Annotated in this window: 15 protein-coding genes and 2 pseudogenes; 12 read left to right on the forward strand and 5 right to left on the reverse strand. The window is 63.7% G+C overall.

Translation table 11 applies throughout. From position 1 onward, the window contains the following. Positions 1 to 65 precede the first annotated feature (65 nt). Positions 66 to 530: an aminoacyl-tRNA deacylase gene (locus B2D37_RS14115; protein ID WP_079203276.1), complete on the reverse strand. Its 465-nt coding sequence runs from the start codon at positions 528 to 530 to the stop codon at positions 66 to 68. Between the two features lie 193 nt (positions 531 to 723). Between B2D37_RS14115 and B2D37_RS14120 the strand changes: the two genes are divergently transcribed. Continuing rightward, positions 724 to 2,094 carry an MATE family efflux transporter gene (locus B2D37_RS14120; RefSeq protein ID WP_079203277.1) on the forward strand — a complete coding sequence of 457 codons (1,371 nt, stop codon included), beginning with the start codon at positions 724 to 726 and terminating at the stop codon, positions 2,092 to 2,094. Positions 2,095 to 2,133: 39 nt separating this feature from the next. After that, a complete protein-coding gene (locus B2D37_RS14125; RefSeq protein ID WP_079203278.1) occupies positions 2,134 to 2,589 on the forward strand; it encodes a DUF2214 family protein in 456 nt (151 codons plus the stop codon). A gap of 275 nt (positions 2,590 to 2,864) precedes the next feature. Here B2D37_RS14125 and speA read toward each other — a convergent pair whose 3' ends face one another. The 4 genes from speA to B2D37_RS14145 form a co-directional block, all read right to left on the reverse strand. Further along, entirely contained in the window at positions 2,865 to 4,778 is a 1,914-nt protein-coding gene (gene speA, locus B2D37_RS14130) for an arginine decarboxylase (RefSeq protein WP_079203279.1), read from the reverse strand. 126 nt (positions 4,779 to 4,904) lie between these two features. Next, on the reverse strand, positions 4,905 to 5,276 hold the full coding sequence (locus tag B2D37_RS14135; protein WP_079203280.1) for a translation initiation factor Sui1: 372 nt from the start codon (positions 5,274 to 5,276) through the stop codon (positions 4,905 to 4,907). Between the two features lie 328 nt (positions 5,277 to 5,604). Further along, positions 5,605 to 6,141 (reverse strand): NUDIX hydrolase, encoded by a 537-nt coding sequence (locus B2D37_RS14140; protein WP_079203281.1) that lies wholly within the window; start codon positions 6,139 to 6,141, stop codon positions 5,605 to 5,607. A 3-nt stretch (positions 6,142 to 6,144) separates the two neighbouring features. Further along, a complete protein-coding gene (locus tag B2D37_RS14145; RefSeq protein ID WP_079203282.1) occupies positions 6,145 to 7,212 on the reverse strand; it encodes a DUF2333 family protein in 1,068 nt (355 codons plus the stop codon). Between the two features lie 269 nt (positions 7,213 to 7,481). Between B2D37_RS14145 and B2D37_RS14150 the strand changes: the two genes are divergently transcribed. The 10 genes and pseudogenes from B2D37_RS14150 to fis all read left to right on the forward strand — a co-directional run bounded on the left by B2D37_RS14150 (position 7,482) and on the right by fis (position 19,767). After that, entirely contained in the window at positions 7,482 to 9,101 is a 1,620-nt protein-coding gene (locus tag B2D37_RS14150) for a PleD family two-component system response regulator (protein ID WP_079203283.1), read from the forward strand. A gap of 1,710 nt (positions 9,102 to 10,811) precedes the next feature. After that, a pseudogene (locus B2D37_RS24210) lies at positions 10,812 to 11,321 on the forward strand (methyl-accepting chemotaxis protein); the annotation flags it as partial. Between the two features lie 170 nt (positions 11,322 to 11,491). Beyond that, on the forward strand, positions 11,492 to 13,273 hold the full coding sequence (locus B2D37_RS14160; RefSeq protein ID WP_079203285.1) for a protein-disulfide reductase DsbD: 1,782 nt from the start codon (positions 11,492 to 11,494) through the stop codon (positions 13,271 to 13,273). A 121-nt stretch (positions 13,274 to 13,394) separates the two neighbouring features. Further along, positions 13,395 to 13,838 (forward strand): type II 3-dehydroquinate dehydratase, encoded by a 444-nt coding sequence (gene aroQ / locus B2D37_RS14165; RefSeq protein WP_079203286.1) that lies wholly within the window; start codon positions 13,395 to 13,397, stop codon positions 13,836 to 13,838. 22 nt (positions 13,839 to 13,860) lie between these two features. Next, positions 13,861 to 14,316: an acetyl-CoA carboxylase biotin carboxyl carrier protein gene (accB, locus tag B2D37_RS14170; RefSeq protein WP_079203287.1), complete on the forward strand. Its 456-nt coding sequence runs from the start codon at positions 13,861 to 13,863 to the stop codon at positions 14,314 to 14,316. 17 nt (positions 14,317 to 14,333) lie between these two features. Further along, positions 14,334 to 15,682: pseudogene (gene accC / locus B2D37_RS14175) on the forward strand (acetyl-CoA carboxylase biotin carboxylase subunit). A gap of 205 nt (positions 15,683 to 15,887) precedes the next feature. Then, positions 15,888 to 16,766 carry a 50S ribosomal protein L11 methyltransferase gene (gene prmA / locus B2D37_RS14180; RefSeq protein ID WP_079203288.1) on the forward strand — a complete coding sequence of 293 codons (879 nt, stop codon included), beginning with the start codon at positions 15,888 to 15,890 and terminating at the stop codon, positions 16,764 to 16,766. A gap of 81 nt (positions 16,767 to 16,847) precedes the next feature. Continuing rightward, positions 16,848 to 18,215: a DUF3426 domain-containing protein gene (locus B2D37_RS14185; protein ID WP_079203289.1), complete on the forward strand. Its 1,368-nt coding sequence runs from the start codon at positions 16,848 to 16,850 to the stop codon at positions 18,213 to 18,215. 236 nt (positions 18,216 to 18,451) lie between these two features. Continuing rightward, positions 18,452 to 19,450, forward strand: coding sequence for a tRNA dihydrouridine synthase DusB (gene dusB, locus B2D37_RS14190; protein ID WP_079203290.1), 999 nt, complete (start codon positions 18,452 to 18,454; stop codon positions 19,448 to 19,450). Then, positions 19,447 to 19,767, forward strand: coding sequence for a DNA-binding transcriptional regulator Fis (fis, locus tag B2D37_RS14195; RefSeq protein ID WP_079203291.1), 321 nt, complete (start codon positions 19,447 to 19,449; stop codon positions 19,765 to 19,767). The genes dusB and fis overlap by 4 nt, the downstream gene beginning before the upstream one ends. The last annotated feature ends 12 nt before the right edge of the window (positions 19,768 to 19,779 follow it).

Consider the following 19,779-nt stretch of genomic DNA (forward strand, 5'->3'; position numbering starts at 1 on the left):
ACCCCATTTTTTGCGCAGCACAACCTCAGCAGCGGCCGCGGTAGGCGGGATTTTTTCACCAGCGCTCAGACGCAGAGGTCGCACACCTTGGCGTTGGGCGCCAGTTTGAAGAACTCGTCGACCGGCATATGTAGCAAGTTTTCGTGATCCCCGGCTTCCAGGTAGATGTCCTGCTGGCGCACCAGCATCGGATCGATCAGCATGTCGAGGCCATAGACCTCACCCAGCGCCGGTATCGCGCCGCGCTCGCAATCCTTGAACAGGTTCACCAGCGCCTGCTCGCCACTGAGCTGCCAACGCCGCGTGCCCTTGTGCACCTTGCTCAGATCCAATTGCCGATTGGCCGGTAACACGGCCATCAGATAATGCCCGCGCCTATCATCGAGAATCACCGATTTAGCCATTCGTGAAGCGGGAATCCCGGCCTTGCGCGCCGACTCCAGGCTGGTCGCCGAGGGCATGTGCTCGACCAGCTGGAACTGACAGTGCGCCCGCTGCAGGCTGCGCTCCAGAGTTTGTGCCATATGCATGAGCCACCTCCTCGACCGCTAGCTTCGCGGTAATTGCTGATTCCCCTTAGCAAGTTTAGTCAGCCTGGATGCCTACGACGCCGCAGCCAAGAAACGCTTGCTGCTATAGCGCGGCAGGCATAGTCGAAAAAGCACTATCGAATCCGCAAGCCGCCGGCACTGCCCCTATAATCGGCATTTTCCCGGAGTCGCCATGTCCGCACTGCTCGATGCCTGGCAGCACGCGCCCACCCACAAACGGGTCTGGGCCCTGGCTGCGCCGATGATTTTGTCCAACCTGTCGGTGCCGCTGGTGGCGCTGGTCGACAGCGCAGTGGTCGGCCATCTGCCGCATGCCCATCAACTGGCGGCAGTGGCGATCGGCGGCAGCCTGTATACCCTGCTGACCTGGGCCGTGGGCTTTCTGCGCATGGGCACCACCGGTTTCGCCGCCCAGGCCGCCGGCCGGGAAGACGGCAGCGCATTGCGCCAGGTGTTGCTGCAAGGCCTGCTGCTCGGCGGGCTGCTGGCGTTGCTCTTGATCCTGCTGGCGCTGCCGTTCAGTGCCGCCGCACTGAGTCTGATGCAACCCTCGGCGGAGTTGGATGCGCTGGCCCGCAGTTATTTCCAGATCCGCCTGCTCGGCCTGCCGGCGGCGCTGGCCACCTATGCCCTGATCGGCTGGCTACTCGGGACCCAGAACGCCCGCGGGCCACTGGCGATCCTGCTGACCACCAACCTGCTCAACGTCGCCCTCGACCTGCTTTTCGTACTCGGTCTGCACTGGGGCGTGGCCGGCGCCGCCTGGGCCTCGGTGATCGCCGAGTGGAGTGGCGCGCTGCTGGGTTTGTACCTGGCGCGCCAGGCCTTGCGCGCCTATGCCGGGCAGATCGATTGGTCGGCGCTGCGCCGCTGGCTGAACTGGCGACCGCTGCTGGCGGTCAATCGCGACATTTTTATCCGCACCCTGGCGCTGCAGGCGGTGTTCTTCCTGATCACCGTGCAGGGCTCGCGTTTGGGCGACGTCACGGTGGCGGCCAATGCCTTGCTGCTCAACGGCCTGCTGCTCACTGCCCACGCACTCGACGGTCTCGCCCATGCGGTGGAAGCGTTGTGCGGCCATGCCCTCGGCGCCCGCGACCGCCAGAGCTTGCGCCGCAGTCTGATCGTCGCAGGCGGCTGGTCGTTGCTGGCCAGCCTCGGCTTTGCCCTGTTCTTCCTGTTCGCTGGCCACTGGTTCATCGGCCTGCAAACCGATATCGCCCCGGTGCGCGCCCTGGCCCTCGACTACCTGCCATACCTGGCCCTGCTGCCACTGCTGGCGGTGTGGAGCTACCTGCTCGACGGCCTGTTCATCGGCGCCACCCGCGCCCGCGAAATGCGCAACGCCATGCTCCTGGCTCTCGGCTTGAGCGTGCCACTGGCCTGGTTGCTGCAAGCCTTCGGTAATCACGGTCTGTGGCTGACCTTCCTCTGTTTTATGCTGCTGCGCAGCCTCTGCCTGGGCACCTATGCTTACCAACTGACGCGCGACGATCGGTGGTTCGCCGCAGTTCCGGCGCGATGCGCGCGTCCCACCGGCTGACGGCAACCGACTCACGCAGCAACCTGAAAGGAATCCACCATGGGCGAAGCCATAGCCGCCTACCTGCACTACCTGTCGATCTTTCTGCTGTTTGCCCTGCTGACCCTGGAGCACCAACTGTTCAAACGGCCACTGGATCTGCCGCGTGCGCGCAGCCTGATCCGCGTCGACATTGCCTATGCCCTGTCGGCGGGCCTGGTATTGGCCAGCGGCGCCGCGCGCCTGGTCTGGTATGGCAAAGGGCTGGCCTACTACCTGCACAACAGCCTGTTCCACGCCAAGCTCGGCCTGTTCATCCTGATTGCTTTGCTGTCGATCCTGCCGACCGTGGTTTTCCTCAACTGGCGCAACGACCTGAAGGCCGGCCAGGTGCCGCAGATCAGCGCTCGCCTGGGCACGCTGGTGATCATGACCATTCGCCTGGAGTTGCTGTTGCTGCTGATCCTGCCGTTACTGGCAACGCTGATGGCCCGCGGCTTTGGCGTGATTGGATAGGGCCGCCCGGACAGCGTTCCGTTCGGATCGTAGGGCGGCTTCGGAGCGCAGCGACAACCCGCCAGCGTTGTGCCGCGCCGAGCAACCATGGTGCACTGCCTGCGGCGAGTGACACCCTACAGATTGCGGATTGCTCCAGATTGTAGGACGGCCCGGGACACCGGCCGCCCAGGAGCGCAGCGATAGCCTGCCAGCTTGGTGAAGCGCCGCCGAACCAGCTTCGTAGCCCGGATTTCATCCGGGCTACGAAAGTTGCGCGACTCGGGAGCTGCGCTTCAGGATGACAGGTAGGACGAGCGAGTCAGGCCCAGGCGCAGGGCGTCAAGGAACTGGGTGCGCTCGCGGGGGCTGATCTTGGCGCTGGCAACCTTGTCACGGTAGTGAGTCATCAACTCCTCCGGCGACAGGTGCACGTAGCGCAGCATGTCCTCGATGGTGTCGTGGGTCTCGATCCCGGCGTGGTACACGCTGCCATCCTGGTTCTGGTAGATGTTCACCGAGTCGGTGTCGCCGAACAGGTTGTGCATGTCGCCGAGAATTTCCTGGTAGGCACCGACCAGGAAGATCCCCAGCAGATAATCCTCACCCTCGCGCACTTCGTGCACCGGCAGGCTGGTTTCGATGCTCTGCTCGTCGACGTACTGACGGATCTTGCCGTCTGAGTCGCAGGTCAGGTCTTGCAGCACCGCACGGCGCATGGGTTCTTCGTCCAGGCGGTTAAGCGGCAGGATCGGCAGCACCTGGCCGATGGCCCAGGTGTCGGGCAGACTCTGGAACACCGAGAAGTTGCAGATGTACTTGTCCGCCAGCTTGTCGTTGAGCTCGTCGAGCACCTGACGGTGCGAGCGCTGACGCGCCTTGAGCGAGTTGTGCAGGCGCCGGCACAGGGCGAAATAGCACTGTTCGCCCAGGGCCTTCTCGACCAGGCTGATCTTGCCATCGGCATACTGGCTGGCGATATCGCTCATGTAGTGAGTGGCGCGCCAGTAGGTCTCGGTGACCATCTCGATATCGGTCGGGCCAAGCAGCTCGACCAGGTATTGCACGGTTTCCGGCAGGCTGGTGACATCTTCGATCTGCGGGATCTGGTCGTTGTGTTTCTCCACGTCGGTGACCTGCACTACCAGCATGGCGTGGTGCGCGGTCAGCGAGCGGCCGCTCTCGGAGAAGATGTGCGGGTGCGGCAGCTCCTGGGCGTCGCAGAACTCTTTCAACATGCCGACCACCACACCGGCGTAGTCGTCCATGTCGTAGTTGATCGAGCTGGCGTTGCGCGAGTGGGTGCCGTCGTAGTCGACCCCCAGGCCGCCGCCGACATCGATATGATCGACCGGCAGACCCAGGCCACGCAGCTCGCCGTAATAACGAATGGCTTCCTTGAAGCCGTGCTGGTAGTCGGCCAGGTTGGCGATCTGCGAGCCCATGTGGAAGTGCAGCAGGCGGATGCCCTGATCCAGCTTGGCCGCGCGGAAGCGCTCGACCACCGACAGCAACTGCGCCGCCGACAGACCGAACTTGGACTTCTCGCCGCCGGTGTCGGCCCACTTGGAAGAGGCCAGCGATGACAGGCGCACGCGCAGGCCGATCTGCGGGGCGACCTTGAGCTCGGCCGCCTCCTCGATAACCAACTGCACCTCGGATTCTTTCTCGATGACGATAAACACGTTGTGGCCGAGCTTCTGCCCCATCAGCGCCAGCTTGATGAACTCGCGGTCCTTGTAGCCATTGCAGACGATAGTGCCGCCCTTAGGCGCTAACGCTAATACGGCCATCAGCTCGGGCTTGGAGCCGGCTTCCAGGCCGATGGAGACGTTCTGCGTGGCGATGATGTTCTCGATCACCGCTTCCTGCTGGTTGACCTTGATCGGGTACAGGGCGGTGTAGCAGCTCTGGTAGTCCAGCCGCGCGATGTTGGCGTCGAAGGCACCGGTCAACTGGCGCACGCGGTCCTGCAGGATGTCCGGAAAGCGCACCAACAGCGGCAGGCTGAGGCCAGTCTGGCGCAACTCATCGATCTGTGCCGACAGGTCGAAGGGCGTGCTGTCGGGGCCATTCGGGCGAACTTCGACGCGGCCCTGGTCATTGATCGCGAAATAACCCGCGCCCCAATGGCGGATACCGTAGACGCTGCGACTGTCCGCTACTGTCCACTGGCTGCCGTCATCTTTGCGTGTGCGTCGTGCAGACATCGAGGTCTCCCTTGCTGGCGATTGAAGCCCCGGATCAAGCGGGGCCCGTGCAGATTAAAGTCTGGAAATGACGATTACCCGGCGATGGACTGGCCATCTGCCGGGGAAGTTTAGAAAACCTGGGGGTCAGCCGCCGGATTTTTTGGCTTTGAAGCCATGTTTGAGCAGTTCTTCAAGCAACAGTTCGACGTGATCGCCCTGAATCTCGATCACCCCATCCTTCAACGAGCCGCCGCAACCACAGCGTTTCTTCAGGGCGCTGGCCAATTCTTTCAACGGTTCTTCGGCCAGGGCCACGCCACTGACGGTGGTCACCGTCTTGCCGCCACGGCCTTTGGTTTCGCGGCGCACGCGGGCGATGCCGTCACCGGCAGGAATCAGGGAGTGCTTGCAGATACAGGCATCCACCGGCTGACTGCAGTCCGGGCAATGCCGGCCGCTGTCGGTGGAATACACCAGGCCGCTGAGGGCGGCGAATGACGAAGCTTTCTTGACCACCGGCTTTTCCTCATGTGGGGTCAGGATAGCGACTGGCCGATATGCATCGACCGCGAAGCCCCACTCTGGCAGGGGCGGCGCACCCGAGCTGGACGGCTCGGGCTTGAAGGGCGCGCAGTGTAACGGCAAAGTTGGCGAATGCTAAGAGCAAAGATGCGTCATTAATCGGTGGATTGGCGACGCCGTTCGGGATCCTCCACGGCAACGCTCGAAATACCTGACAAGGCGCGACCTAGGATGGGTTGGCCGCAGGCATAACCTATCAACACCGCGATTCAGGCAACGCCCAAAGCGCATGGGTATCGCTACGTTCCACCCACCCTAGGTTCTACGCCCTGGTGGCCAAGTAGCGCTCGAGCGCCGCCAGCGAATCGGGACAGTAGGGCTTGCACTGGGTATCAGCCAAGGCCGCGTCGATCGACATGAAACGCGCCTCCAGCACTTCCTCCGGTTGCAACACCAGCGCGGCATCGGACACCGCCGAGTAAGCCCGGCACCACAAACGGCTTTCCGGTGCGTCGTAGAGAAAATGTGCATGCTCGACCAGCACCACATCCTCGATACCCAGCTCTTCGGCCAGCTCGCGAGCAGCAGACTCGGCGTAACGCTCCCCCTCCAGCACCATGCCACCGGCGGCCACATCCCAATAGCCCGGGTACAACGCCTTGCTCAGGGTACGCCGGTGCACACACAACTCACCGGCCGAGTTGAACAGCAGGATGTAGGTGCCACGACCAATCAACCGGCGTTCGCGCAACTCGGCGCGCAAGACACCACCCAGCGGCCGATCCTGTTCGTCGACCCAGGCGATCAGCTCGGCATCGGAGGCGGCGCGGTGCGCCACCTCGGCGGCGGTAATAGCCATTACCTAGCCCTGCGACAGCAGTTGACGCAGATCGATGAGCCCGGCGTTGGCCCGCGAAATATAGTTGGCCATCACCAACGAATGGTTGGCCAGCAGACCATAGCCACTGCCATTGAGGATCATCGGACTCCACAGGGTTTCCTGCGCGGCCTCCAGCTCGCGGATCACCTGACGCAGGCTGACGGTGGCGTTCTTCTTCACCAGGACATCGGCGAAATCCACTTCGATGGCGCGCAGCAGATGCGACAGCGCCCAGGCCTGGCCACGGGCTTCGTAGAACACGTTGTCGATCTGCATCCACGGCGTCTCGTAAGCACCCTCGTTGACATGCACCGCCTGGCCTTCAACCGCATCTTTCAGACCGGTTTCGGTGTTCAGGCGCACCTGACCGACGCTGGCAGACAAGCGCTGCGACAGCGAGCCCAGACGGGTCGCGGCATCGCCCAGCCAGGCGTTGAGGTTATCGGCACGGGTATAGAACTGCGCGTTCGACTTGCTTGGGTCGCCCAGCCGGGTCAAATAGCGATCGAGTGATTTGATCGCTTCGCGATACTCCGCCTCGGATGCCGGCAGTGCCCAGCTCTTGTTGTCGAAGTGGAAGCGTGGCTCGGCCTTGGCCAGGTCCGGATCTTCGGTGGACTGCGACTGCGAGCGGGTGAAGTCCTTGCGCAGGGCGCGCGCCATGTCACGCACCTGCACCAGCACACCAAATTCCCAGCTCGGCATATTGTCCAGCCACAGCCCCGGCGGGGCGAGATCGTTGGACAGGTAACCGCCCGGCTTATCCAGCAAGGTGCTGGCGACATGCTTCAGGGTGGCCGCCGTGGTGTAGCCATTGACCATCTGGTGCTGCGCGCCTTGTGCCGCGGCCTGGGCGCGCTGCTGCACCGGAAATTGCTCCGGTTCCTGACTCCAGTACCAGCCGACCACCAGCGCCAGCAACAGGTAGAGGCCGAGCAAGCCGCCTATGGTGCGGCTGAGCCAGCCACCTCCCAGGTAACTGCGCACGTTATCCACAGAGTCATCGACGCTGTCGCGCGCGCCTGCAGTGCGTTTTTTCCAGTCCAGCATGGCAATGTCCTTTATCTACGGCATTTGGCTGTTCGACCACAACCCTACACCCAAGGTTGCGCAATCGCCTCGCACTATAAATGAAGCGTAGGCCGATGCGCAGCGCTGGGCAGTAAACTTGCCGTCGCTGAAACTCCCGGCCCGCGTGACGATCAATGTGACCGAAGGCTCACGCTGATAGATCGGTGGTACTGCCGAGCAAAACAGCAGTGATAGCATGGAGCCACCAAGGAAGACTGTTTCCTCCGCCCTCCACCGGAATCCGGGCCATGACCGAGCACGAAGACCCCAGTCTCGACCGACTCAAGCAGCACTTTGCCCAGCGCGTGATTCATCAGGCGCGACAGACCCTGGAAATCTGGCAACGCCTGCAACGCAATGAGTGGAACGAGCGCGGCATGCACGAACTGCGCGATGCCACCCTGCTGCTGCAACGCTACGCCGAGCGTTTCGAGCAGGCCGAGCACCGCCAACTGGCCCGGAGCATTGGCAATTGCCTGCAGGCGATCACGAACAATCGTGGCCGCCTCAACAGCGAACTGATCAGCGAACTCAACCAGCTTATGCAACGCCTGTCGCGCACCGGACTGCGTCACGGTGACAGCTTCGGGCAAACCGTGCTGCCGCCGCTGCGCAAACCGGTGTACCTGGCCCTGCAACATCTCGAGCGGGCCGAGCGCCTGGCGCAGCAGCTGGGGTACTTCGGCATGACCGCGCTACCACTGGACAGCGCCAACGCCTTTCGCGCGGCGATGCTCGAGCGTCACCCGGCCGCCATCCTCATGGACGTGGACTTCTCCGGCCCCGGAGCCGGCTTGCAACTGGCCCAAGCGGTGCAGCAAGACCTGGAAGAGAAGATTCCCCTGTTGTTCTACAGCCACCTGGACACCGACATGCCGGCCCGCCTGGCGGCGGTGCGCGCTGGCGGCCAGGAGTTTTTCACCGGCACCCTGGACGCCTCCAGCCTGCTCGAACGCATCGAAGTGCTCGCCCATGTGGCGCAGTACGAACCCTACAAAGTGCTGATCGTCGACGACTCGCGCGCCCAGGCCACCTATACCGAACGGGCGCTCAACAGCGCCGGAATCCTCACCCGCACGCTGATCGAACCGATCCAGACGATGACCGAGCTGGCCGAATTCCAGCCAGACCTGATCATTCTCGACATGTACATGCCGGACTGCAACGGCACCGAACTGGCCAAGGTGATCCGCCACAACGACCGCTACGTCAGCGTGCCGATCATCTACCTGTCTGCCGAAGACGACCTCGACAAGCAGCTCGACGCCATGAGTGAGGGCGGCGACGACTTCCTCACCAAACCGATCAAGCCGCGTCACCTGATCGCCACCGTGCGCAACCGCGCCGCCCGCGCGCGCAACCTCAAGGCGCGCATGGTGCGCGACAGCCTCACCGGCCTGTACAACCACACCCACTGCCTGCAATTGCTCGAAGATGCGCGCTGCCGCGCCCAGCGTGATCAGCAGCCGCTGAGCTTCGCCATGCTCGATATCGACTTCTTCAAGAAGGTCAACGACAACTATGGCCACCCCATGGGCGACCGGGTGATCAAGAGCCTGGCCCTGTTCCTCAAGCAGCGCCTGCGCAAGAGCGACCACATCGGCCGCTACGGCGGCGAAGAGTTCGCCGTGGTCATGCCCAACACCAACGCCCAAGCCGCCTACCAGGTGCTCGACGAGATTCGCCGGCGCTTCGCCGAGATCCACTACCCGGCGCAGCCGCTCGATCTGTCCTGCACCTTCAGCGGCGGCATCGCTCAACTGCAGGGCGAGATGAGCAGCCAAACCCTGACCCAGCACGCCGACGAGGCGCTCTACGTGGCCAAGCACGGCGGGCGCAATCGGGTCGAAGTGTTCAACCCTGACTGAGAAGCTGTGAAAAACTGTCGCCTACTGCGGCCGTTTCCCAACGGCCGCAGCGGCGTTGCGCGCCTTGCCGCGAACGCCTGGAGACGCTCTCGCGACGGCGCTCGATATTTCCACAATCTCTGCGCCAAAATAATCCCTGGGTTACCTGCGCCGTCATAACCCTGTCATGAAAACGCAATAACTTCAGCGACATAGCGGTTGTGCCCAGACGTCATCGGGTGCACGCCAGCACCCTTCCGTCTGCGGTCGAGTCCTATGCGCCTGAAATCACTTACCAACCTCAATACCCTGCTGCTGGTCACCGTGTGCGTGGCGCTGGCCGCCACCCTCTGGTGGTCGCAACGCGCCCTGGAGCGCCCTTATCTGCTGATGGAGCGCTATCTGAGCCTGTCCCAGCAGTTCCAGCGGGAGGCGGCGCGCAACATCCTCGGCTATCTCGGCAGCGGTGACGCCCTGCAGCACAGCGCGGCGCTCCAGGCCTTGGCCAATCTGGCTCCCGCCATTGCCGAGCTGCCGCCACAGCTGGCCGAGGGGGTGCGCCCCAGCCTGGCCGAGCTGCAAAGTTTCAGCGCCAACCAACTGCTCGCCGCCGGCAAGCTGGCCGGCGACCCTCAGGGCTTGCTGCTGCAGGCCGAGCGCGAGATGGGCAGCGCCCTGGAGCAACTGGCGGACTATGCCGATAGCGGCACCAGCAATGCGGCGAGCACATACCGCCAGCCATTGTTTGCCGCGGCCCAGCACCTGACCCGTTTGGCCCACGCCCGCGACAAGCTGGTCAGCAGTGGGCGCAGCGAACTGGCCCGCGACGTCGAACGCGAACTGGCTGCACTCGGCCTGCAGGCTCAAACCCTGGAGGCCCTGCCCTTGCTCGGCGTGGCCGATGACAGCCGCTCTGGCAGCGATGCCTTTTCCGCCCTGCTGGGCCTCGCCGGCGACAGTGACAGCACGCCAGCAGAAGATCGCGGCATCGCCCTCAAGCGCGACCTGGCCAGCCTGATCAGTCGCTACCCGAGCGAACTGCAACGCACCCGGCGCCTGATCGAACAGCGCGCCGCCCTGGCCAGCGCCACCCGCAGCCAGGTCGATGGCGTGCAACAGGCCCTCGCCACCCTGGAGCCAGCCGTGCGCGCCGAACATGGGCGGATCCAGGCTGAAGTGCGCCTGCTCCAGGGCCTGATGATCGGCCTGATTCTGCTGATTGCGCTGACCATCGATACCATTCAACGGCGCCTGACCCGAGTTCTCAACCTTCTGGTACCGGCTCTGTCGGCCTGGGCCCAGGGCAATTTCGCCGAGGACATCACGCTCGGCTCACGCACCCGCGAACTGTGCGACATCGAGGCATCGCTGAATCGCCTGCGCGCCTATCTGGTCGGCCTGGTCGGCAGCATCCGCCTGCATGCCGAACAGGTTGCCGGCTCCAGCCGCACCCTGGCCGACCTCAGCGGCGGCCTGCATGCCGGCGCCGAACGCCAGGCCGGCGATACCGCCCAGATTCGCGATGCCCTCGGTGATCTGCAGGCGACCATCCAGCAAGTCGCCGGCGATGCCAGTCAGGCAGCCGATGCCAGCCGCGATGCCGACCGCGCTCTGGAACAAGGCCAGCAGGTGATCGGCCAGAGTCTCAGCGGGCTGCATGCGCTGGTCGGCGAAGTGCAGGACAACGCCCAGGCCATCGAACGCCTGGCCGAGGAAACCGCAACCATCGGCAATGTGCTGACGGTGATCCGCAGCATCGCCGAGCAAACCAACCTGCTGGCCCTCAACGCCGCCATCGAAGCGGCCCGCGCCGGCGAGGCTGGACGCGGTTTCGCCGTGGTCGCCGACGAGGTGCGCTCCCTGTCGCAGCGCACCAGCGGTGCCACAGCAGAAATCCAGGAACTGATCGGCCGCCTGCAACTGGCCGCCCGACAATCGGTCAGCGCCATGCGGACCCAGGTCGAACACGCCCAGGCCAGCGCCGGCCAGGCCGAGGCGGCCGATGGTGCGCTGGACGAAATCATCGCGGCGATTCGTACCATCGCCAGCATGGCCGAGCGCATCGCCGACGCCACCGCCCAGCAGAGCGGCGCGGTCAGCGAGATTCGCGGCCACAGCGAGCGCATCCACCAACTCGGCGGCGACAACCTGGTGCGCATCGGCGAAGGCCGTCAGCAAGGCGATCGGCTGCTGCAGGTGGGTGACCAGTTGCACACCGCGGTCCAGGCGTTTCGCCTGTAACAGACCAGGCAAGGCGCCCGACCGACTAGCCGCGACCATCTGTCGCAGGCGCGCCATACCAGCGTGATTGCCGGCCATTGAGGCGCCTGACAAGACCGCTTACAGCCTGGCCCTGACGCTGGGGCGCCAGCTTGGTTATGATGCACTCACTTCCGACCCGCGAGACCGCCATGCGCCGCTTGCTCTACCTGATCCTGCTGCTGGTTGCCCTGCCCGCCGGCGCTGGCCTGTTCGATAACCGCCCCGCCCCGGCGCCGCTGGGCGCGGCGCTGAATAACAGCGCAGATTTCCTCCCCGTACGCGAGGCGTTCAGGCTCAGCCTGATCGACAGCTCGAGCGACTCGATCAAACTGCGCTTCGTCGCTGCCGAGGGCTACTACCTCTACAAACACCGCTTCCAATTCAGCAGTGAGCCGGCCGATATTGACCTGGCCGCCGCGCAACTGCCGGCCGGCAAGGCCAAGGTCGACGAATACTTCGGCGATGTCGAGGTGTACTACGGCGTGCTGGATGTCGAGCTGCCACTGGATAATCCGGACAACCGCCCATTCAATCTCAACGTCAGCTACCAGGGCTGCGCCGACCAGGGCCTGTGTTACCCGCCGGAAACCGAGCAGCTGAAGATTGCCGGCGGCGTGCCTGCCCCCAGCGCCACGCCGGGCACACCCGACGCCACAGGCAACAGCTGGAGCTGGAGCGATCTGGCCCTGTTCTTCTTGGCGGGGCTGGGCCTGACCTTTACCCCGTGCGTCTTGCCGATGCTGCCGATCCTCTCCGGCGTGGTGTTGCGCGGCCAGGTTGGCGGCCTGCGCAGCTTCAGCCTGTCGCTGGCCTACGTGCTACCGATGGCGGCCTGCTTCGCCGTGCTTGGCGCCCTGATGGGGGTCTTCGGCGCCGGCCTCAACCTGCAGGCGCGCCTGCAGTCGGCCTGGATTCTGGTGCCCTTCGCCGCCTTCTTCGCCCTGTTCGCCCTGGCCATGTTCGGCGTCTACGAACTGCGCCTGCCACGCCGTTTCAGCGAACCATTGGACCGCCTGGCCGGCAAGACCCGCGGCGGCTCCCACGCTAACGCTGCGGTGCTTGGCGTGCTCTCCAGCCTGCTGGTGTCGCCCTGCGTGTCGGCCCCCCTGGTCGGCGCCCTGCTCTATATCAGTGCCAGCGGCGACGCGCTGGGCGGCGGCTTGAAACTGTTCGCCCTGGGCTTGGGCATGGGCGCCCCACTGGTGCTGTTCGCCACCGGAGGTGGCGCCCTGCTGCCAAAGTCAGGCACCTGGATGGTCGGCGTGCGCAACGCTTTCGGCGTCCTACTGCTCGGCGTGGCCATCTGGCTGCTCGAACGGGTGCTGCCCGGCCAGCTGTCCCTGGCACTCTGGGGCCTGCTCGCCGGCGGCGTGGCGCTGTTTCTCGGCGCCCTGGAACTCGGGCCGAAAACCCACAAGCAGAAACTCGGCCAGCTGGCCGGCCTGGCGCTGCTGGTCTACGCCCTGGCCGCCTGGACCGGCGCCCTGCAAGGCCAGAACGATCCATTGCGCCCACTCGGACGCATGCCACTGGCCAGCAACTCAAGCGAACGACTGGAACCAAGCAGCTGGCAGACCATCAGCAGCCCGGCCGAGTTGGACGCGGCCTTTACCGCCGCGCAAAGCGCAGGGAAACCGCTGATGCTCGACTGGTACGCCGACTGGTGCATCAGCTGCAAGGTAATCGAGCGCGAAGTGCTAACCGCCGCGCAAGTCGCCAGCCAACTGGGCGACTACCGCCTGGTGCGCTTCGACATCACCGAGAGCAGCCCGGCCCAGCGCGCCCTGCTCGATCGCTACCAACTGTTTGGCCCCCCGGCGATCCTGTTGTTCGATGCCAAGGGTGACGAATGGCAGGACCTGCGCGTGGTCGGTGAAATCGACGCGGCAGACTTCGCCACTCGCCTCAACCAGGCAAGCGAACGTTTCTAACGCCCACCGCCGCATGAATGACGCAAACTACCGCCATCGTGTCGACTACTGCTGGTAACTGGACAGCCTTGCGCCGTCTCCGGCATAGTCCGCCAGTGCAAACAACAAGGAACACCGGATCATGGCCACCCTACTGGTGCTGCACGGCCCCAATCTCAATTTGCTCGGTACCCGCGAACCGGGCGTCTATGGCGCCACCACCCTGGAACAGATCAATCTCGACCTGGAGCGCCGCGCCCGCGAGGCTGGCCATCATCTGCTCTACCTGCAAAGCAATGCCGAGTACGAGCTGATTGAGCGCATTCACGCCGCAAAAGGCGAAGGTGTCGACTTTATCCTGATCAATCCCGCCGCTTTCACCCATACCAGCGTCGCATTACGTGACGCATTGCTGGCGGTGAGCATCCCATTCATCGAAGTGCACCTGTCCAACGTGCATAAACGCGAAGCTTTCCGCCATCACTCCTACTTTTCCGATGTCGCAGTAGGGGTGATCTGCGGTCTTGGCGCCAGCGGATATCGGCTGGCCCTGGAGGCCGCACTTGAACAACTTGAACAGCCCTGACCTCACTGGGAGTTGAGCCACTATGGATATACGTAAAGTCAAAAAACTGATCGAACTGCTGGAAGAGTCCGGCATCGACGAGTTGGAAATTCGCGAAGGCGAAGAGTCCGTGCGCATCAGCCGTCATGGCAAGCAACCGACCTACGCCCAGCAACCCATGTACGCTCCGCAGCCAGCACCGGCAGCCCCTGCCGCTCCTGTTGCCGCCGCCGAAGCGACCGCCCCGGCCGCCGCCAAGCTGAATGGCACCGTGGTCCGCTCACCAATGGTCGGGACATTCTTCCGCGCCTCCTCGCCGACCTCGGGCAACTTCGTTGAAGTCGGTACGAGCGTGAAGAAAGGCGACATCCTCTGCATCGTCGAAGCGATGAAGATGATGAACCACATCGAGGCAGAGAGCAGCGGCACCATCGAGTCCATCCTGGGCGAGAACGGCCAGCCGGTGGAATACGATCAGCCCCTGTTCACCATCGTTTGAACCGCGGAGAGCCTCCGATGTTGGAAAAAGTCCTGATCGCCAACCGCGGCGAGATCGCCCTGCGCATCTTGCGCGCCTGTAAAGAGCTGGGCATCAAGACCGTCGCGGTGCACTCCACTGCTGACCGCGAACTGATGCACTTGGGCCTGGCCGACGAATCGGTGTGTATCGGCCCGGCGTCCGGCGCCCTGTCCTACCTGAACATTCCGGCGATCATCAGCGCCGCCGAAGTCACCGGCGCCACCGCTATCCACCCAGGCTACGGCTTCCTCGCGGAAAACGCCGATTTCGCCGAACAGGTGGAAAACTCCGGCTTCGCCTTTATCGGCCCAACAGCTGCAACCATTCGCCTGATGGGCGACAAGGTATCGGCCAAGGACGCCATGAAGCGCGCCGGCGTGCCGGTGGTACCCGGCTCCGACGGCCCGCTGCCGGAAGACGAGGAAACCGCCCTGGCGATTGCCCGTGAAGTCGGCTACCCGGTGATCATCAAGGCCGCTGGCGGCGGCGGTGGTCGCGGCATGCGCGTGGTGCACAAGGAAGAAGACCTGATCAAATCGGCCAAGCTGACGCGCAGCGAAGCCGGTTCGGTGTTCGGCAACCCGATGGTCTACCTGGAAAAATTCCTTGGTAATCCACGTCACGTGGAAGTCCAGGTGCTGTCCGACGGCCAGGGCAACGCCATCCACCTGGGTGACCGCGACTGCTCGCTGCAGCGCCGCCACCAGAAGTACTGGAAGAAGCGCCGGCGCCGTTCATCAACGAGAAGTCCCGCGCCGAAGTGTTCAAGCGCTGCGTCGATGCCTGCATCGAGATCGGTTATCGCGGCGCTGGCACCTTCGAGTTCCTCTATGAAGACGGCAACTTCTACTTCATCGAGATGAACACCCGCGTCCAGGTCGAGCACCCGGTCAGCGAGATGGTCACCGGCATCGACATCGTCAAGGAGATGCTCAGCATCGCCGCTGGCAACAAGCTGTCGTTCACCCAGGAGGACGTGGTGATCCGCGGCCACGCCCTGGAATGCCGAATCAACGCCGAAGACCCGGACAACTTCATGCCCTGCCCCGGCAAGGTCAAGCACTTCCACGCCCCCGGCGGCAACGGCGTACGGGTCGATTCGCACCTGTACAGTGGCTACACCGTGCCACCGCACTATGACTCGCTGATCGGCAAGCTGATCACCTACGGCGCGACCCGCGACGAGGCCATGGCGCGCATGCGCAATGCCTTGGACGAAATCGTCGTCGACGGCATCAAGACCAACGTGCCGCTGCACCGCGTCCTGGTACGCGACAAGGGCTTCTGCAAAGGTGGCGTGAATATCCATTACCTGGAAAAGAAACTGGGTATGGATAAGCACTGACCCCATGACCTGCTGCGCGCTGGCGATACTGGGTTAAAAACAGCCTCGCTCTAGCTCGCCAGGTCATGCTTAAAGTCTCGACAAGGGCTGCCATTGGGCGGCCCTTGTCGTGTCTGCGCGGCGCGGCGGTGGCAGCCGGGCCATCGCTTCAAGTAAGCTGCGCGGCCAATTGCACCATCAGCCCACAGCGCTCACGAGGTTTCCCATGCCCTGGTTACAAGTCCGTCTCGCCATCACTCCGGATCAGGCTGAAACCTACGAAGACGCCCTGCTCGAGGTCGGCGCCGTGTCGGTAACCTTCATGGACGCCGAAGATCAGCCGATTTTCGAGCCGGACCTGGGCACCACTCCGCTGTGGTCGCACACCCACCTGCTCGCCCTGTTCGAAGCCGATACCTCGGCCGACGCCGTGTTTGCCCACCTGCAATTGCTGACAGGTACCGCGCTACCGGAACATCACGCCGAAGTGATCGCCGATCAGGACTGGGAACGCAGCTGGATGGACAACTTCCACCCCATGCGCTTCGGCCAGCGTCTGTGGATAGTGCCAAGCTGGCATGCGGCGCCCGAACCAGACGCAGTCAATCTGCTGCTCGACCCGGGCCTGGCATTCGGCACTGGCACCCATCCAACCACCGCACTGTGCCTGGAATGGCTCGACAGCCAGGACCTGAGCCATTGCGAGGTACTGGATTTCGGCTGTGGCTCGGGCATCCTGGCCATCGCCGCCCTGCTGCTGGGCGCACCGCAGGCAGTTGGCACCGACATCGACCCGCAAGCCCTGGAAGCGTCGCGCGACAATGCCGGGCGTAATGGCATCGACCCAGACCGCTTCCCGCTCTACCTGCCCGCCGACCTGCCGCCGCAGCAGGCCGACGTGGTGGTTGCCAATATCCTCGCCGGGCCGCTGGTGGCCCTGGCAGCGCAGATCACCAGCCTGGCCAAGACCGGCGGACGCCTGGCCCTGTCGGGCATTCTCGCCGAGCAAGCCGAGGAAGTGCGCGCAGCCTACGCCGAGGCCTTCGCGCTTGACCCGACCGAGGAGAAGGACGGCTGGGTACGCATCAGCGGTACTCGTCGCTAACCCAGGCACTGCCGCTTGTTCAGGCACTTGCGTTAGACTAATCGCCTTGACTCCCCTGATCGCAGGCCGACGGATCGTCGCATGACCGAAAGTTTCGTCACTCAGTGCCCCCATTGCCGCACAAGCTTTCGCGTGAGCCTCATGCAACTCGGCGCCGCCCGTGGCGCCGTGCGCTGCGGAGCCTGCCTGCACGTATTCAATGCCGCGCAGCAACTGCTCGATCAGGGCCAACCGCTGCCCGGAACCGCGCCCCAGGCAGCGCCCTTGACGCCTGTAGCGACTAGCACGGTCGGCGCGCCAGCGCCCCAGACCGAGCCCGAGCCCGAGCCCGAGCCCGAGCAGACTGTTGCACGGCACAAGAGTGACAGCGATACGCTGTGGATTCACGACGACCTGGACCTCGACAGCCTCGATCTCGACGAGGAGCTGGCCAAGCTGGAGGAGCAGGAACAGCAACTCTCGCAGCAGTTCCTCGCGCTGAACTCCGCCCCCGCGCATGCTGAGACCTTCCGTCCAGCCGCGGATACCGGGGACCATGACGAAGACTGGGCCGAGGCCCTCCTGCAAGAGGACTCGCCCCAGCCGCCACTGAGCATCACCCCCGCAGCCCCCAGCGATGCGCCCCAGGCACTTGCCTCATCGAACGATACACCTGCGCCAACGCCCCCAGGCGCGGTGCAAGTGGCAGCCCCCCCTGTTCGTGACGTACCGCCGTTCACGCTCAACGCACTGGAGATAGACGACCAGGAATCCGCACTGGACGAGCCTAGCCTGAGCGCCCGCCGCGACGATCCCAGTATTGACGCGGACATCCTCGACACGCCGGACGAGGAACAGGAAGACCCCGCCGAGCCGCACCCATTCGATAGAAGAACGGCGCGTAGCGAGCCAAGCCTGCGCGACGAACACCTGTTCGAGCTGGACGACGAACCGCTGCAACTGGATGACTGGCAACCACCGCGCAAGCCCTGGGGCCGCTGGCTCGGCTGGGGCCTGCTGAACCTGTTAGCCGCGGCCGCCCTGATCGGTCAGCACATCCATTACAACTTCGACGACCTGGCTCGCCAGGATCAATACCGCCCCTGGTTCGAGCAGCTCTGCCCAGTCATGGGCTGCAGCTTGCCGTCCAAGGTCGATATCAGCCAGATCAAGAGCAGCAATCTGGTGGTGCGTAGTCATCCCGATTTCAGCGGCGCCCTGATAGTCGATGCAATCCTCTATAACCGTGCGCCCTTCGCCCAGCCATTCCCCTTGCTGGAAATGCGTTTTGCCGACATCAATGGTCGACTACTGGCCAGTCGCCGCTTCAAGCCCAGCGAGTACCTCGCCGGCGAATTGGCCGGACAGGCGGAAATGCCGCCGCAGACACCCATTCATGTGTCCCTGGATATCCTCGACCCAGGCACCCAGGCGGTGAACTACAGCCTGAGTTTCCACTCGCCGGAGTAAGGCATGAGCAATCGCGATCAAGACCACCACAACCCTCTCCCCTCTCGCGCCTAGCCGGCCCCACACGTTCTTTGAGGTTTTCCGGGAACGTATCTAACCCTTGGCGATAAGCCCATAGCTGTTCAGAATTTGTTCAAAACAGCCTTTATCCGGTCATCCAGAGCGGGTATGATTCCCACCCTTTTTCGCTGTCTCCTATTGGTCTCAACAGTACGTCTCTTGAGCAGGGAAGCCCCATGTCGGCGTTATGTATCGGCCCCTACACATTGCCCAATTCGCTGATACTCGCGCCCATGGCGGGAGTCACCGACCGGCCGTTCCGCCAGCTCTGCCACCGTATGGGGGCGGGCATGGTGGTATCGGAAATGGTCACCAGCGATGTGCGTCTGTGGAATACCCGCAAGTCGAGCCTGCGCTTGATCCACCAGGACGATGCCGAGCCGCGTTCGGTGCAGATCGCCGGTGGTGACCCGCAGATGCTCGCCGAGGCGGCTCAGCGCAACGTTGAACTGGGCGCGCAGATTATTGACATCAATATGGGCTGCCCAGCCAAGAAGGTCTGCAACAAGGCAGCCGGTTCCGCCCTGCTCAAGGACGAGGCTCTGGTGCGCGAGATTCTTCAGGCGGTGGTCGCTGCGGTAGATGTGCCGGTGACCCTGAAAATCCGCACCGGCTGGGACAGACAGAACAAGAACGGCATCGCGGTAGCGAAGATTGCCGAACAGGCGGGAATAGTGGCATTGGCCGTGCATGGTCGCACCCGGGCCGACCTCTACACCGGCGAAGCCGAGTACGACACCGTCGCCGCGATCAAGCAGGCGGTGTCGATTCCGGTGCTGGCCAATGGCGACATCGATTCGCCGGAAAAGGCCAAGGCGGTATTGGCCGCCTCCGGTGCCGACGGCCTGCTGATTGGCCGGGCAGCCCAGGGCCGGCCGTGGATTTTCCGCGAGATCGAGCACTACCTGCGCACCGGCCAGAAGCTGGCGGCGCCGAGCCTGTTCGAGGTGGAACGTATTCTGCTAGGGCACATGGCCGAGCTGTACCTGTTCTATGGCGAGGTGATGGGGGTGCGCATCGCCCGCAAGCATGTCAGCTGGTACCTCGCTACCCTGCCAGGCGCCAGGGAGTTTCGCGCCCAATTCAATCGTCTGGAAAGTACGGACGCGCAGTGCACCAACGTTCGCCAGTTCTTCGGCGAACGGCATAATGATGGAGATGGGGTGGCCGCATGACGATGTTGACCGACACTTTAGGAACTGGAATGGCTCCCGTGAGCGACAGTACAAGCTTGAAACAGCACCTCAGTACACCGAGCGAAGAAGGGCAAACCCTGCGCGGAAGTGTCGAGAAAGCCCTGCATAACTATTTCGCCCACCTTGAGGGCGCTGACGTCACCGATGTCTACAACCTGGTGCTCAGCGAAGTGGAAGCGCCACTGCTGGAAACCGTGATGAATTACGTCAAGGGCAACCAGACCAAGGCCTCCGAACTGCTCGGCCTGAATCGCGGCACCCTGCGCAAGAAGCTCAAGCAGTACGACCTGCTCTGAAGCTGCAGGCCG

Source organism: Pseudomonas sp. CC6-YY-74 (assembly GCF_002025205.1).
Classification (GTDB): Bacteria; Pseudomonadota; Gammaproteobacteria; order Pseudomonadales; family Pseudomonadaceae; genus Aquipseudomonas; species Aquipseudomonas paeninsulae.

Bases quoted from the DNA above. Each gene is read 5' to 3' on its own strand.
- B2D37_RS14120 (WP_079203277.1), top strand. From the start codon at position 724: ATGTCCGCACTGCTCGATGCCTGGCAGCACGCGCCCACCCACAAACGG.
- accB (WP_079203287.1), top strand. From the start codon at position 13,861: ATGGATATACGTAAAGTCAAAAAACTGATCGAACTGCTGGAAGAGTCC.
- B2D37_RS14115 (WP_079203276.1), bottom strand. From the start codon at position 530: ATGCATATGGCACAAACTCTGGAGCGCAGCCTGCAGCGGGCGCACTGT.
- aroQ (WP_079203286.1), top strand. From the start codon at position 13,395: ATGGCCACCCTACTGGTGCTGCACGGCCCCAATCTCAATTTGCTCGGT.
- B2D37_RS14150 (WP_079203283.1), top strand. From the start codon at position 7,482: ATGACCGAGCACGAAGACCCCAGTCTCGACCGACTCAAGCAGCACTTT.
- speA (WP_079203279.1), bottom strand. From the start codon at position 4,778: ATGTCTGCACGACGCACACGCAAAGATGACGGCAGCCAGTGGACAGTA.
- B2D37_RS14185 (WP_079203289.1), top strand. From the start codon at position 16,848: ATGACCGAAAGTTTCGTCACTCAGTGCCCCCATTGCCGCACAAGCTTT.
- B2D37_RS14160 (WP_079203285.1), top strand. From the start codon at position 11,492: ATGCGCCGCTTGCTCTACCTGATCCTGCTGCTGGTTGCCCTGCCCGCC.
- fis (WP_079203291.1), top strand. From the start codon at position 19,447: ATGACGATGTTGACCGACACTTTAGGAACTGGAATGGCTCCCGTGAGC.
- prmA (WP_079203288.1), top strand. From the start codon at position 15,888: ATGCCCTGGTTACAAGTCCGTCTCGCCATCACTCCGGATCAGGCTGAA.
- B2D37_RS14125 (WP_079203278.1), top strand. From the start codon at position 2,134: ATGGGCGAAGCCATAGCCGCCTACCTGCACTACCTGTCGATCTTTCTG.
- dusB (WP_079203290.1), top strand. From the start codon at position 18,452: ATGTCGGCGTTATGTATCGGCCCCTACACATTGCCCAATTCGCTGATA.
- B2D37_RS14145 (WP_079203282.1), bottom strand. From the start codon at position 7,212: ATGCTGGACTGGAAAAAACGCACTGCAGGCGCGCGCGACAGCGTCGAT.
- B2D37_RS14140 (WP_079203281.1), bottom strand. From the start codon at position 6,141: ATGGCTATTACCGCCGCCGAGGTGGCGCACCGCGCCGCCTCCGATGCC.